Origin of the sequence: Umbribacter vaginalis (assembly GCA_001552935.1) — a bacterium.
In the GTDB taxonomy this organism is placed as follows: domain Bacteria; phylum Actinomycetota; class Coriobacteriia; order Coriobacteriales; family Eggerthellaceae; genus Berryella; species Berryella vaginalis.
Genome location: KQ959676.1, coordinates 60,967 through 74,933, shown reverse-complemented (window position 1 = coordinate 74,933; position 13,967 = coordinate 60,967). Strand labels below are relative to the sequence as shown.

Genomic DNA, 13,967 nt, shown 5'->3' with positions numbered 1-13,967 from the left:
CGAAATTCTCGTGAAGGAAAACATAAATCTGCAGGCAGTAAGCATGCAGCAAGCACTCACGTGTCTTCTGATGTCAAAAGTGCGCATAAGCACAATGCGCAATCATCATCGGTCACTGCACATGAGGCGTCTACTACGCGCGCACAGAGCTCTGTTACACCTCGTGCGCGCCACAAGAAAGCTGCTATTGCTTGGATAAGCATCGGTATTGTTCTGCTTGTGTTATATGTAGCAGGCATTATTTTGTTTTCTTCTTTGTTTTTTCCGCGCACACGAATAGCGTTTATCGATGCATCGCTTAAGTCAGACACTCAACTCGAACAAGCGCTTAATGATGCGTTTAACGCGTATGAGATTGCTCTTAGCGCCGATGGGTTTCACGAAACAATTACAACGCGCGATATGAATTTACGCATCGATGCACAACATATTGTAAAAGAAATGCATCACAGACAAGCTGCGTGGATGTGGCCGTACGCACTTATAGCAGGACACTACGATTATTCATCACTCTTGCAAGCAAAAGCCGATCAAGACGCATTAACGCAAGTAGTAGCTTCAAAGATCGAACGCTATAACAAAACGCAACGCCTGCCGCGCGATGCATATATCGTTTTTAACGATGATCAACAGCATTTTCACATAGAAAAAGAGCAGCCAGGAACGGCATTAGATACAAGCCGTGTGGTGCAAAAAATTCTTCAAGCGCTCGATAAGCTTGAGCAGAGCGTTACCTTAGATGCATCAGATACCATCGCCCCTGCTATAACAGCCAACAATGAAACGCTGCAGCGTACGTGTGAACAAGCGAATGCGATGATTGCGCACGACATTGTCCTTACGGCAAACGGTAAGCCGTTTTATACGGTCTCGCGTAAGTTACAAGGAGAAATGATAACCTTTGATGCTGATGGTATACAGTTTAGTGATGAGAAGGCGCGCACGGCATTGCGTGGCGTATTAAGTTCGTTTAATACCGTTGGTGCTACACGCAGTTATACACGTCCTGATGGTAAGCATATTAGCGTTCGTGGTGGCACGTATGGATGGCGCGTTGATATTGATAAGGTAATAGAAGATGTGATTGCTCGCATTAAGGATGCTACAGGCGAGCCGCTTGAAATTCCATTTGCGTCAACAGCTGCGTGTGCCCTCAGTGCTGATAAGCCCGATTGGGGCGATCGCTATATCGATGTAGATTTGTCTGAACAGTATGCGCGTTTTTATGACAACGGCACTCTTGTGTGGGAAAGTCCTATTGTGTCAGGAAAGCCTGGTGAGCATGCAACGCCACCGGGTGCTTGGAAAATTAACTATCGCACATCTCCACAGCTACTTGAAAGCTGGAAAGATGGCGAAAAACAGTGGTCAGTAACGGTGCGTTATTGGATGTCGTTTGTACATAATTCCATTGGCTTTCATGACGCTACATGGCAACCGCGTTTCGGTGGAACGTGGTATAAATCGCATGGTAGTCATGGGTGTATCAATTTGTCACTTTCAAGTGCAAGTGCATTGTTTGATGTGGTGCGTAAAGGTGATCCTGTTATCGTTCATTATTAGTATTATAGCTGCGAGCTGGTTTTCTGCTTGCAAAATGTCATACGCACCATACCATGTGTAACATACCGTATATGTTGGAGCACGCGTGGTAGCGTTTTGTCGTAGCTTAAAGAAGTATAAAAAACTCATTTTTTCTTTCATGTAATTTTAATTTTCTTTTTTTACTATTGCTCTTGCAGAAAATAAGTATTTATGCAGGTGGCACGTGTGCTCTGTACTGCTTATAGATAGCAGTCACTTAGAGCGCCTCTACGACAAGAAAGATGATATATGTCTGTACTTCAGCGAGCATGGTATGCACTGATCCGCAAACGAGTGCGCAGTATGGTATTGGGCGCGTTTGTGGTAGTAGTACTTATATGTCTTAACGTGTGCATAGGAATGCTGAGTGCCACCGAGCACATAAGCTCGCATGTTGCACGTGCATCGCATGCATCGTTAAGCCTTGGTCTTCACAATGAAGAAGACACGTTTACCGAGCGTGATGTTCAAGCTGTTTTGAATACGGTTGAGCCTGAGCGTTTGACGGCCCAGCTTCGTACTACGGCTACCCTGATTTCAGCAACACCTGTGTTGGAGCGCCAATTAATTGAGCGCACCGATATTGATGTAGCTTCACTCCCACAGATAGCGTTATATGGCAGCAATGATATAGAGCGCCATACCTTATTTCGTTCAAGTGCATTTACGCTTATGGATGGTCGTTTTCCTATGCCACAAGAGCGCCATGTGCTTATGGTGCATGAAGACTTTGCACGCCATAACAAGCTTTCATGCGGCATGACACTTCGTATGAAAAGCAGTGAAAATGCACAGCCATACAGCTTTACGATCGTTGGTATCTTTTCAGGAAAGCGGCAAGAGCGCTTTACGGGAGCACCCTCTGATTTAAGTGAAAACACCATGTTTACATCGTTTGAGGATGCGCAGCATGTTCGCGCAGAAAACACATCCAGCGCTGGAAGCGACACCACACCGATCGATGCCGCCAACACGACACCGATCAGCGGAAGCAGCGCTGCATCGATCAGCGGAAGCAACGTAGCTCAAGGCGAAGATTCTGCGTCGCTCCATCAAACATCTCCAGAACATACATCTACCGTTGCCGCAGGTGGTGCACGTATGACTTCACTTGATATTGCACCTGCACCTTATCAAACACTCGAACAGCTGAAAGCTCAGCTTATGGATTTGCCGCTTGATTTTAGTAGGTTTACGCTACGCGATAGTGGCGCTGCATTTGAGAGCATTCATAGTTCTGTCGATGCCGTAAGTTTATTAGTACGCATTGTATTAGCTGCGGTGTTGCTTGGTAGTTTTGTAGTGTTATTGCTGGTATTAGTGTTATGGCTGCGCGAACGTATTGCAGAAATTGGCATATTGCTTTCTATCGGTAATTCTAAGCGTACCATCTGCGCACAAGTACTCTTGGAGATGATTTTGCTCTCGCTCCCAAGTGCGCTTATTGCATTTGTTTGCGTGCACTTCTTTTCGCAGAGTATCGTAGCGCACGTTCTTGGCTTTGCTCAATCGTTTGATGAACATGCTCCATCAACCTTTGATGTTGGAAGCGCTGTTGTCGGAAACAGTGTTGCAGCATACAATCCGCTGGAAAGTTTGTTTATGCAACAATCGAGCGCAATCAGTTCTTTTATTGTTGCGCTGAGCGCTTATGTGTTAGCACTGGTAGTAATTGCAGCTGCAGTTGGTGTATCCAGCGTTATCTTCATGCGGAAAAAACCCCGTGAACTGCTTGTTCAGATGTCGTAAGTGTGTGTATGGAATACGCGAATGTACGCTGTGTGTCCTTGGGAGAAAGCGCGTTTGTTGTATCCCACGTTTGGTAAAGGAGTTTTTATGTCAGTTTTAGCTTTACGTGATGTGTCATACCTATATCGAAATGCACAACGCGAAACACTCTCTCATGTTAGTTATGCCTTTGAGCGAGGGAAGTTTTATGCATTGCTTGGAAAATCGGGTGCTGGTAAATCGACTTTGCTTTCGTTGCTGGCTGGCTTAGATACACCTAGTTCAGGTGAGATTCTTTTTGAAGATGAGCCGTTGAAAGCACATGGTTTGCATACGCATCGCCGCAATCATATTGCGCTTGTGTTTCAAAATTACAATCTCATTGATTATCTTACTCCACTTGAAAATATTCGTTTGGTAAACAAGCATGCTAGCGCTGATATATTGCTCGATTTAGGTCTTGAGCAGCAGCATAGTTCACGCAGCGTATTAAAGCTTTCGGGTGGTCAGCAGCAGCGCGTTGCTATTGCACGTGCTTTGGCAAGTAAAGCTCCTGTCATTCTTGCCGATGAGCCAACAGGGAATTTAGATGAGCAAACAGCACACGATATTATAAGCATCTTAAAAGAACGTGCAGCTACAAGCAATAAATGCGTCATTGTGGTGACGCATAGTATGACGCTTGCTCAATCGGCTGATGTTGTTCTTGAATTACGCAACAAACAGTTGTGTGAGCGTTCATAGCAGGTAAGTTAGTGCCAGAAAGGATTCAGTATGCTCCGTAATGCATTTGCCTATATTACACGAAAACCGCTGAAGTCAGCTATTATTGCGCTCGTTGTGTTGGTGATGACGACGCTTGCCCTCATGAGTGTCGCTGTACAACAAGCAACACTGAAAGCACAGACGGAAACCTATGGTGCGCTGACGAACAGTTTTACGATGGAGATAAATCGTCGCGTTAATCAAGGAACTGCACGTGGTGGTGGCAATGTGCGCGGTCAAGATATTGCTAAGATAAATCGATCACAGCTTGCACAACAGGTAACAAAGCGTATTAATAGCGTTGCCGATGTTGTTGATTTACATATTGTTGAAACACCACAAACGAAAGCTCGCCTTGACAAAACCCGTGCTGAGCGTTTTGGTCGAGCTGTCATGCTTACGGGTGTGAACGATTCATCAAAGGAAACAAAATTTGCAACGGGAGCATTTCGTCTGGTAGAAGGGGAGCACTTAAGCAATTCAGACACGTATCAAATTCTTATGCATAAAGATTTTGCGGAAAAAAATAATTTGCATGTTGGTGACACTATCACACTTGCATCAAATATATATGATGCCGATAATGCAAAAGGTGCTCATGAGCGCTTTACCGTTCGCATAAAAGGGCTGTTTGATGGTCATAACGTGCAGGCGGTAAGCGCTGCTCAAGAGTTATATGAAAATACCTTTGTCACCGATTTATCGACCGCTGCACGTGTTTATGGCTATACCGAAGATACCGCGCTTTATCAGGACGCTACCTTTAGCGTTGCTGCTCAGAAAAACCTTGATGAAGTATTGAAAGAATTAAAGCGCTTAAATATCAATTGGAATATGTATCATTTAGTAAAAAGCTCAGATAATTATCCTGCGCTTCAGCAATCTATACAGTCGCTGTTTAAACTTACAGCAGGCGTATGGTATGGTTCACTTGCATTTACTGGAATTGTAGTAGCGTTGTTGCTGTTCTTATGGATAAATGCGCGCCGCCACGAGGTTGCTGTGTTGCTTTCGGTAGGAAAATCGAAAGTATATGTGTGGGGGCAATTTTTATGCGAACTGCTTATGGTAAGCATACCTGCATTTATTGTGGCATTTTTCTGTGCGAGTGCGAGCGCTCAGGTTATTGGAAATGCGTTAGTAGCACGTATGAGCGCATCTATTAGTAACAGTTTACAAAAAGCAGGGCAGGCAAGCGGTCTTGGAGCAGGAGCTGAGGCTGATGGTTTTAATAAAACACTTGATAGCTTGAGCATTTCATTAGACGCACATATGGTAGCTGGCGTGGTGCTGTTTATGAGCGTAGTGCTTGTTGTTGCTTTGCTGCTAGCTTGTGTAACGTTTATGCGTAAAAGTCCTCGTGCACTGCTTATTGACACTAACTAAGAATCGTGGCGTAGGCAGCGCGCGAGACGTTCGTGTGCACGTTGTGCAGGTGGTGCATGACGTTCGTGTGCACCTTACCTATGCTCCTATTTCGAACGCTTATGCAGAAACGCAAACGCGCGCTTCATTGTTACTTTAATGCCAATGTTGCGCGCACTATACACGCTTTCGCGCAGTAAATACACTAGATAGCGCCCGTAGTGAATGCGCGCGGCGTCCTCGCCAGTCAGTTCGCAATACAGCTTCAAATAGCGCGGCTCAATGGAGTCGATCGAAAACACAATCGCCGGGTGCAGTTTCTTGAAAATATCGGTAATGGCGCACTTCAAGCGCTTGTTTTCGGAGAGATTGTTATACGTACATAAGCCAGCAATATAGAAAAACACACGATGGTATACCGAACACAATACCGCATAATTTTTTTCATTGCGCTTGCTTAGAATTTCAAAAATGTCACGCAGTCTATCGAGGGGAATAAAGGGACTGTTCTGCGCAAACGAACGCGTTTTGGCTTCAGTTTCTTCCCGATAATAATACAGAGGCACATCACAATACCGAATGCGCTTTGCTGCGAGAAACGTTTCAAACAAAAAGGGATTATCTGCCCAGCCAGCACCAGGTATTTCTCGAAATGTGATAGCGTTTTCTTGCAGGAAAGTACGTCGATAGAGTGCTGACCAAATGCTGGGGTGATGATTAAGCAACTCAGTTGCGCCACTGTCATATATCGTAAACGGCTGGTGTTTTATACGAACGCGCTTGCGATACGAGCATGCAAGAATTTCCTGCTCACTGGTATCGGGATGCGTTACGCGCCAGTATGCTGCTTTTAAGATATCATCGCACGGTGCTGTTTGTTGTGTCTGGTGAGTATCTTGCAAATCAAGCAAACGTTCTAAAAAATGAGAATCGTACCAATCGTCTGGTTCAAGAATGCCTATCCATGTGCCTTGCGCGCGTTGCAAACCGCAATTGCAAGCACTGCCGTAGCCACCATTTTCCTTGGTAATTGATTGAAATCGGGAATCGCGCGCGCAAAATGCGTCAATAATGCCTTGCGAGTTATCTGTCGATCCATCGTTTACACACAGCGCTTCAAAATGGGGGTAGATTTGCTGTTCGATGCTTGATAAGGCCTGTTCAAGCGTTGTTTCTGCGTTGTAAATGGGCACGATAATGCTTACCAGTGCATCCTTATTCATGCTCGGCTCCATCAAGTGCACGATATGCTTTACACACGTCGTCTACCGCGCCATCCATGCGCATATGACCTTTTTCTATCCACACGGCTTTCTTACACACGCGTTCAACTTGCTCAATTGAGTGTGACACAAATAGGAGGGTGGTGTTGTGGTGTTCAACAAGATCGTTGATGCGGCGTTCGCATTTTTCTTGAAACAGGAAGTCACCAACAGAAAGCGCTTCGTCTACGACTAAAATATCGGGAATAGTAGCCGTTGCAACCGAGAACGCAACGCGCGCAACCATACCCGATGAGTAGTTTTTCATAGGCATATCAAGAAAATCGTGCACTTCTGCAAAATCGACAATATCATTAAAGCGATCTTCTATAAATTGCTTGCTATATCCAAGGAGCGATCCGTTAAGAAAAATATTTTCACGCGCGGTAAGTTCCATATCAAATCCCGCACCCAGCTCAATAAGCGGAGCAATCGTACCACGAATGTGTACACTGCCTTTGCTTGGTTCAAGTACGCCCGCGATAATTTTCAACAGCGTCGATTTTCCAGATCCGTTTGTTCCTACAATGCCATATACATCACCAGGCATAATGTTCAAGCTAATGTGTTCAAGTGCTTTAAACTCCTTAAAAAATAACTCACGTTTCGCAATTTTGATGAAGTATTCTTTAAGGCTATTTAACTGTTCGCTCGCAATATTGAAGATCATCGACACATCATTTATTTCGATGATAGGCTGCTGCGTGCTAGGTGCGGGCGTTGATGTGGCTACCTGGTCGGTGTGCGTGGCAGCGTGTGGAGCGCTCTGTTCGCCCATGTATGTAGCATCGTCCTGGCCAGACTGTTCACTCGCTTGTGCTGCGCCGTTATGTTCATTACTCTGAGTAGGATGTAGTGTCATAATCGTATATACCCTCACATCGTGCGTGCTTATGTGGCATAAGCGCGTCTGATCACCTGTGCATTTGTACTAAATGTACAAGATAAATTTCTTTTCAGTACGTCTAAAAATAAACATTCCAAGCGCAAACACCACCAATGCCATTCCTAAACATACTGCACTTTCTAGGATACCTGGATTTGTGTTCCACATCATAATACTACGCAGGTAGTTAATGAAGTGATACATAGGATTAAATTGCATAATATTTTTCATCCAGCTATCAAGCATGTCAACAGGATAAAAGATCGGCGTTAAGTACGTCCATGCGGTAATAACGACGCCCCACAGATGCATAACGTCGCGGAAAAATACCGACAGTGCCGACAAAATAAGCCCGATGCCAACTGAAAAAATAAACGTGCACAGCAAGATAAATGGCAAGCACAGAAGCGCCCATGGTGTTGGAAAGACGTGATAATATACCATAACAGCAATAACAGCAACCAGCGAGATAGCAGTATTGACTAGTTCAAAGAATACTTTTTCGATAGGGAAGAGCATTTTTTCGATGCGTATTTTTTTGATAAGTGATTGCGATTCAATAATTGAACTCATAGCTGATGACGTAGCGCGGCTCATAAAGTCAAACCAGACCGTTCCCAAAATTAAGTAGAGCGGATAGTGGTCGATGCTAAAGCGAAACATGTACGAAAAAACGGCTGCTAGCACAACCATCATTAGGAGGGGATTTAAAACGCTCCATAAAACACCCAGCAGTGAGCGGCGATATTTAAGCTTAAAGTCTTTGCTAACAAGCGATGTAAGCACAAACCAATTATGTTGCCATGAACTAGGCGTTGTTCCTTTGCGCGCCTTGCGTTCAGCACTGCTTGTTTCAGTAGCAAAGCTGGTAGCTGAGGTATGTGTCATGCTGTATCTTTCTTCCTTAAAACAATTAACGCTATTGTAGCTTACTTAGCGGCGCGTGAAAACGTGCAATCTGTTAACGCTTCTTGTGCGGTTTATGCGGCTTGTCAGCGTTAAGGGTATCGCTTTGCAATGATACAGGTTGTTGATCGCTTTGTGCATAGATGCCATCCTGCGCTGCAATTGCGGTGAATGTTTTTAGAAAGATTCGCACGTCAAGTGAAAACGATTGATGTTCTACATAATAAACGTCAAGTTTCAGACGCTCACGCCACGCGAGCGCATTGCGACCATACACTGCTGCATAGCCGGTAATACCTGGTAGTACGTTTAATTTTTGCGCTTCGTTGCCGCGATACAATTGCACTTCGCGTTCAAGATCGGGGCGCGGCCCAATAACACTCATTGTTCCTTGTAACACATTTATAAATTGGGGAAATTCATCAAGCGACGTTTTGCGCATAAAGGCACCGATGCGTGTCATGCGCGGATCTGAACTGCTATTATATGTTGATCCGTCTTCCATAACCAAGTCGGGTGCGTTAATTTTCATCGACCGCAATTTATACATGGTGAACGGGTGCCCGTTTTTGCCAACACGTGGTGCATTGTAAAAGATGCTGCCGCCGTCCTCAAGCTTGATAAACACGCCACACACCAGCACCACTAACGCCACCAAAGGCATCATACATAGGCTGAATATAATATCAAGCGCGCGCTTTATAACGTGTTGATACATCGTTAGCGGAGCCCTTCGCGTTTCATGGTGCGATACGAGTTGCTTACGACATCGCAGATATAATCAACGTCGTCATCGCTCAGTAAGGTATGAAGCGGAAGTGTAATCTCGTTTTCATATTGCGCATAGGCGTGAGGATAGTTATCACAGGTAAACCCAAGATTTTTGTACGCAGTAAGCAAGGGAAGTGGCTTGTAGTGGACATTGCACGCCATACCTGCTTGCGCGCAACGCATGATAAGCTCATTGCAAAATTCGCGCGACATCCCCATAAAGCGGCACAGCATTAAGTGTCCGCTTGATGCAAAACCATCTGCGGCGTGGGCCTCACGTTCGCGCAGATCGAAAGCTTCTTCGGCGCTCAAATACCGCACGGTATTGGGCGTGTCGCTTGCGTCAGGTGCTGTTGTAGCGTTACGCGCCGTGGCGGCTTTGCTTGCATCAGGCGTAGGTGTTCCAAGTGCATAGTGGCGAACAAGGTGCAACTCAGACGCATCAAAACCCGCGTGCGCAAAATTTGTCTCGTAACGAGCAACTAAGCTGCGTCTACGTGCCAGCAAAGTAGGGTAGCGCTTCAGCTGCGCGCGTCCAAGCGCCGCTGCCATTTCCGGCATATTGCACTTCCAACCAGGGAACATGATGTCATATTCCCATGCGCCTGCTTGATTTTTGTGCAATGCATCTTTGGTTTGCCCGTGAAGCGACAGCAGCATGATTTCGTTGTACAGGGCTTCATCATCGAACAGTCCCGCGCGCCACGTGAGTGCGCCGCCTTCTCCAGTGGTAAGATTTTTAACAGCATGAAACGATAGCGCCGTTAAATCAGCTACTGATCCTGACATGCGCCCGGCACGCGCTGCGCCGCAACTGTGTGCGCCATCAGCAATAACCGCAATACGCCCGATATGCGCTTGCATGTCGTTTGCAGGTGTCCATTGAGTTGACTCAGCAGCTAGGCAGTCAAATAAACGGTCGTAATCTATCATCACACCAGCTATATCAACAGGTATAACCGCTTTTGTGCGCGGTGTAATAAGTGCAGGCAACGCATCGTAGTTCATTTCGTATGAGTTAGCAGCAACATCGCACAGTATAGGCGTTGCACCAACATGGCAGATGGCAGCTGCTGTTGCTGTGTAGGTGTAAGCTGACGTTATAACTTCATCACCAGCTCCAATGCCCAGAACACGCAATGCGCATTCAAGCGCTGCTGTACACGAGTTCAACGCCGCAACTTTCGGCGTTGTAAAAAACGCTGCTAGTTCGTTTTCAAACTGCTTTGTGCGCGGTCCGGTGGTAATCCAGCCGCTTTTGAGTGCATCAACAACAGCGTCAAGTTCCGCTTGAGAAATGTCGGGTGGAGAAAAACTTATGGATCGATGAGTATGCATCGAAGCCTCCTAACATACATTCTGCAAGCTTTCAGTATACGAGATTTATGTTTCAGAGTGTGTCAATTTCTTGATTAAATTCACAATTGTGAGGTACGAACGCGCTTGATCGAATTGCTCTTCGGCAATAAGGCGCCCTTTACGTGCCATTTCGTCTCGTTCTTTGGGATGTTCGTACAAATATTGCATTGCGCTTGCTAAGCTTTCAACGTTTTCTGCATCGACGTTCATGCCGAAGCCATCGCTTATAACTTTTTCTCGAAACTCCTTACTTGAGCCAGTATTGATAAGTGCGCTTGTTGATGCTAAATAATCGCCAATTTTCGTTACAATGCTTTGTGCTGCATGTGCTTTAAGGGAATTTACCACTACATCGCTTGCGCATAAATAGGCTGCCATCTGCTGATAGTCAAGGTATCCCAGAAAATCAACGGGAGCGTGCGTACTTTGAGCTCGCGCTTCAAGGGTTGTGCGTTCAGGCCCATCACCCAGTATTTTTACACGAAGTTGGGGAGTGAGTGCTTGTAGCTTTGCGGCTGCATCGATAAGCGTTTCTATATCGTAGCTCGCACCGAGTGTTCCCGCATACGTGACCCAAAATTCTTGTTCATTTTTGCTGATAAGCGATGCATTTTTACGTGCAGCAGCATCGAATTTCTCTCGTTGGTTTCCTACATACACGGTGTAGTGCTCGTAGGGCTGTGTTCTGTCGCGTGCTGGTCGTTGTGCATATTCATCAGAGGTACCAATGCAGGCATCAATATGGCGATACACGTAGCGTGCATCGCGTGAAAACGGATAAAACAACAGATGAGAAAGCACAGGCACCGAAAACGCAAGGCGCATTGCTTCAGGCCATAAGTCGTTTACGTCAACGATAAAAGGTATATGCTGCATTTCTGCAACTTCAGCACATACGCGGGCAACGTCATTCGGTGGAATTTCTGCATAAATGAGGTCGTAGGATGTATGCGTTGTGTAAGCTTTGCGTTGTGTTTCAACGTGTTCTACATCGCGTGTTTCGCTTTGCGCTTCACGTTGTGTTTCGGCATATCTAACGCCGCGTGTTTCGCTTTGCGCCTTGCTATGCGCGTTGCCCTGTGCGCAAACTGGCGTTTTACTTTGTATCTCGCCGCAGACAGCCGCGTGCGCCCCGCCTAACAAGTAGCGCTTAAGGTTTTGTGCGCATATGCGATGACTTATAATGCGTCGTATATCGAGATTTTTTTTATAACCTGGTTCAGGAATAAATACCGTACGAAACGCTTCCTGCTGGTAGCATGCGTCGTGAATTGAGCGTTGTGCTTTGTTCCAATGCTGAAAACTTGTTGTGATAAGATCAACGTCAAATCCGGCACGTACAAGCATTTCTGCTATAACTTTAAAGCGCGTATAGCCGCGTGTTTCATCTCCGAGCTTTACACCCATGCTTACGACTGCTATACGTTTACGTGTAGTTTGTGTCATATGCCTTCCTTATTAGGTTGGATAAGCGCTTATCAATCGAGAACGAGCCGCATTCGCACGCTGAGTTCTACCTGAAAAGCCTCAAGAGTTAACACTCTCGAGGCTTTCATCACCTACCATATACTATACACTCAGTGCTTCACGTTACGCATGTATAATGCTCTATAAGTTTGCAGACGTCGAGTTTGCAGGAAGTGCTATCACTGAGTTTTGTGTTTCCTTAAACGTTGCGCGCAAAGCGACGGAACTACTTATTACGATGATCAATGCCTCGTGCAATAATATCACCCAGCGCTTGAAAAATCTCAACTATAATGACACATAATACAACAGCTACCAGCATAACGTCCGTTTGATAGCGCTGGTATCCATAGCGAATGGCAATATCTCCTAGTCCGCCTGCTCCAACAGCACCAGCAATTGCCGAGAAACCAAAAAGTGTTATAAAGGTAAGAGAAAGACCTCGCACTAAACTTGGAAGTGATTCGTGTATATACACTTTCGTAATAATTTGTAAGCTGCTCGCACCAAAGCTTTGAGCTGCTTCAACAAGACGTGCATCAACTTCTGTTAACGATTGTTCTACAACGCGCGCTACAAACGGCGCTGCTGTTATGGTTAAGGGAACAAGTGCACCAGGTACGCCAAGTGATGTACCTGCAATAAGGCGTGTAAAAGGAATAATAGCAACCAGTAAAATAATAAACGGCACCGAGCGCACAAGGTTGACTATCCAGCCAACAATGGTATACACGACGCGGTTGCTTTTTAGCCCACCAGGTGCACAAATTACCAGAATAACGCCTAAGACCAGTCCGATAATGCCAGCGATAAGTGTTGCAATTCCTGTCATGACAATAGAGTCAATAGTTCCTTGCGCAAGGAGCGCTCCATATTTATTGCAAAAGAGTTGAATTTCGTTCATGGTTATGCTCCCTGTTCAACAATCGAAACGCCCTGAGCGCTTATAACGCTGCGCGAATTTTCTATCAGTTCATGAAGTGCATTGCTTTGAGGATGGGCAAATACGCTGTGCGTAGCTCCTTGCTCAACGATACGTCCATCATCAATAACGGCAATTTTGTTGCATGCTGACTCTGCTACGGTGAGTGCATGGGTAATAAGCACTTGCGTGACACCAAATTCGCGATTGATTGTTTTTAATAAGTCGAGAATGGCAACGGTTGTTTTGGTGTCAAGTGCGCTGGTTGCTTCATCACAGAGCATGATTTTTGCACGGTTGGCAAGTGCTCGTGCAATAGCAACACGCTGCTGCTGGCCACCTGATAGCTGCGCTGGATAGCGTGCACTCAAATCGGCAAGACCTACTACATCGAGCAGTTCTTTTGCACGTGTTTCACGCTTTGCTTTAGGGCAGCCAGTAAGCTCAAGAGGAAACGTGATATTCTCGAGTACTGTGCGCTGTTGAAACAGCGAGAAATTCTGAAAGATCATACCAATTGATTGGCGCAGCTCTTTTAATTGTGCCCCGCGATAGTTGGTTATATCATTGCCATCAATCAGAATACGCCCCGAACTTGGTCGTTCAAGTAAGTTGATGCAGCGTACGAGTGTCGATTTACCAGCGCCCGACGAGCCTAAAATTCCGAAAATATCGCCGCTTTCGATAGTCAGCGATATATCTTTGAGTGCATGATGTTCACCTTGCTTGCTTGCGTATGTTTTCGATACGTGATCAATAGTGATCATAGTGGTTGTTCCGTTCTGTTCGTGTGCTTGTTGTACCTGTAAAACAGGCAATGGTGTGATTATCAAGGTACTTGCACTTCTATGCAAGTATGAGTTCTTTTGTCGAGAATAGTCAATTTTGCTTTATTCGTGCAGTTCACTTGCTTGTATCGAATCTAGTTATAGTAAGCGTTCTAAAAGAACTA

The 13,967-nt window shown here is 45.5% G+C and carries 12 protein-coding genes; 4 read left to right on the top strand and 8 right to left on the bottom strand.

What is annotated here, in order from left to right:
- Positions 1 to 60: 60 nt before the first annotated feature.
- The 4 genes from HMPREF3190_RS01180 to HMPREF3190_RS01165 all read left to right on the top strand — a co-directional run bounded on the left by HMPREF3190_RS01180 (position 61) and on the right by HMPREF3190_RS01165 (position 5,463).
- Positions 61 to 1,563 (top strand): L,D-transpeptidase family protein, encoded by a 1,503-nt coding sequence (locus HMPREF3190_RS01180; RefSeq protein ID WP_449675954.1) that lies wholly within the window; start codon positions 61 to 63, stop codon positions 1,561 to 1,563.
- A 270-nt stretch (positions 1,564 to 1,833) separates the two neighbouring features.
- Entirely contained in the window at positions 1,834 to 3,333 is a 1,500-nt protein-coding gene (locus tag HMPREF3190_RS01175; protein ID WP_066779490.1) for an ABC transporter permease, read from the top strand.
- 87 nt (positions 3,334 to 3,420) lie between these two features.
- Positions 3,421 to 4,056: an ABC transporter ATP-binding protein gene (locus HMPREF3190_RS01170; protein ID WP_066779777.1), complete on the top strand. Its 636-nt coding sequence runs from the start codon at positions 3,421 to 3,423 to the stop codon at positions 4,054 to 4,056.
- A gap of 30 nt (positions 4,057 to 4,086) precedes the next feature.
- Positions 4,087 to 5,463: an ABC transporter permease gene (locus HMPREF3190_RS01165; protein ID WP_066779487.1), complete on the top strand. Its 1,377-nt coding sequence runs from the start codon at positions 4,087 to 4,089 to the stop codon at positions 5,461 to 5,463.
- Between the two features lie 86 nt (positions 5,464 to 5,549).
- Here HMPREF3190_RS01165 and HMPREF3190_RS01160 read toward each other — a convergent pair whose 3' ends face one another.
- From HMPREF3190_RS01160 to HMPREF3190_RS01125, 8 genes are all read right to left on the bottom strand, one after another.
- Positions 5,550 to 6,665, bottom strand: coding sequence for a glycosyltransferase family 2 protein (locus HMPREF3190_RS01160; RefSeq protein WP_066779484.1), 1,116 nt, complete (start codon positions 6,663 to 6,665; stop codon positions 5,550 to 5,552).
- Complete coding sequence (locus tag HMPREF3190_RS01155; RefSeq protein WP_449675951.1) at positions 6,658 to 7,566, bottom strand: ABC transporter ATP-binding protein; 909 nt, start codon at positions 7,564 to 7,566, stop codon at positions 6,658 to 6,660. Before HMPREF3190_RS01155 ends, HMPREF3190_RS01160 begins: the two co-directional genes overlap by 8 nt.
- A 69-nt stretch (positions 7,567 to 7,635) precedes the next feature.
- Positions 7,636 to 8,478, bottom strand: a complete 843-nt coding sequence (locus tag HMPREF3190_RS01150) for an ABC transporter permease (RefSeq protein WP_082715055.1) — start codon at positions 8,476 to 8,478, stop codon at positions 7,636 to 7,638.
- 73 nt (positions 8,479 to 8,551) lie between these two features.
- Positions 8,552 to 9,214 (bottom strand): sugar transferase, encoded by a 663-nt coding sequence (locus HMPREF3190_RS01145; RefSeq protein ID WP_066779482.1) that lies wholly within the window; start codon positions 9,212 to 9,214, stop codon positions 8,552 to 8,554.
- A gap of 2 nt (positions 9,215 to 9,216) precedes the next feature.
- Positions 9,217 to 10,605 carry a DegT/DnrJ/EryC1/StrS family aminotransferase gene (locus tag HMPREF3190_RS01140; protein ID WP_066779479.1) on the bottom strand — a complete coding sequence of 463 codons (1,389 nt, stop codon included), beginning with the start codon at positions 10,603 to 10,605 and terminating at the stop codon, positions 9,217 to 9,219.
- A 45-nt stretch (positions 10,606 to 10,650) separates the two neighbouring features.
- Positions 10,651 to 12,072: a glycosyltransferase gene (locus HMPREF3190_RS07520; RefSeq protein ID WP_449675949.1), complete on the bottom strand. Its 1,422-nt coding sequence runs from the start codon at positions 12,070 to 12,072 to the stop codon at positions 10,651 to 10,653.
- A 247-nt stretch (positions 12,073 to 12,319) separates the two neighbouring features.
- Positions 12,320 to 12,997, bottom strand: coding sequence for a methionine ABC transporter permease (locus HMPREF3190_RS01130; RefSeq protein WP_066779476.1), 678 nt, complete (start codon positions 12,995 to 12,997; stop codon positions 12,320 to 12,322).
- 2 nt (positions 12,998 to 12,999) lie between these two features.
- A complete protein-coding gene (locus tag HMPREF3190_RS01125) occupies positions 13,000 to 13,848 on the bottom strand; it encodes a methionine ABC transporter ATP-binding protein (RefSeq protein WP_449675947.1) in 849 nt (282 codons plus the stop codon).
- Between the last annotated feature and the right edge of the window lie 119 nt (positions 13,849 to 13,967).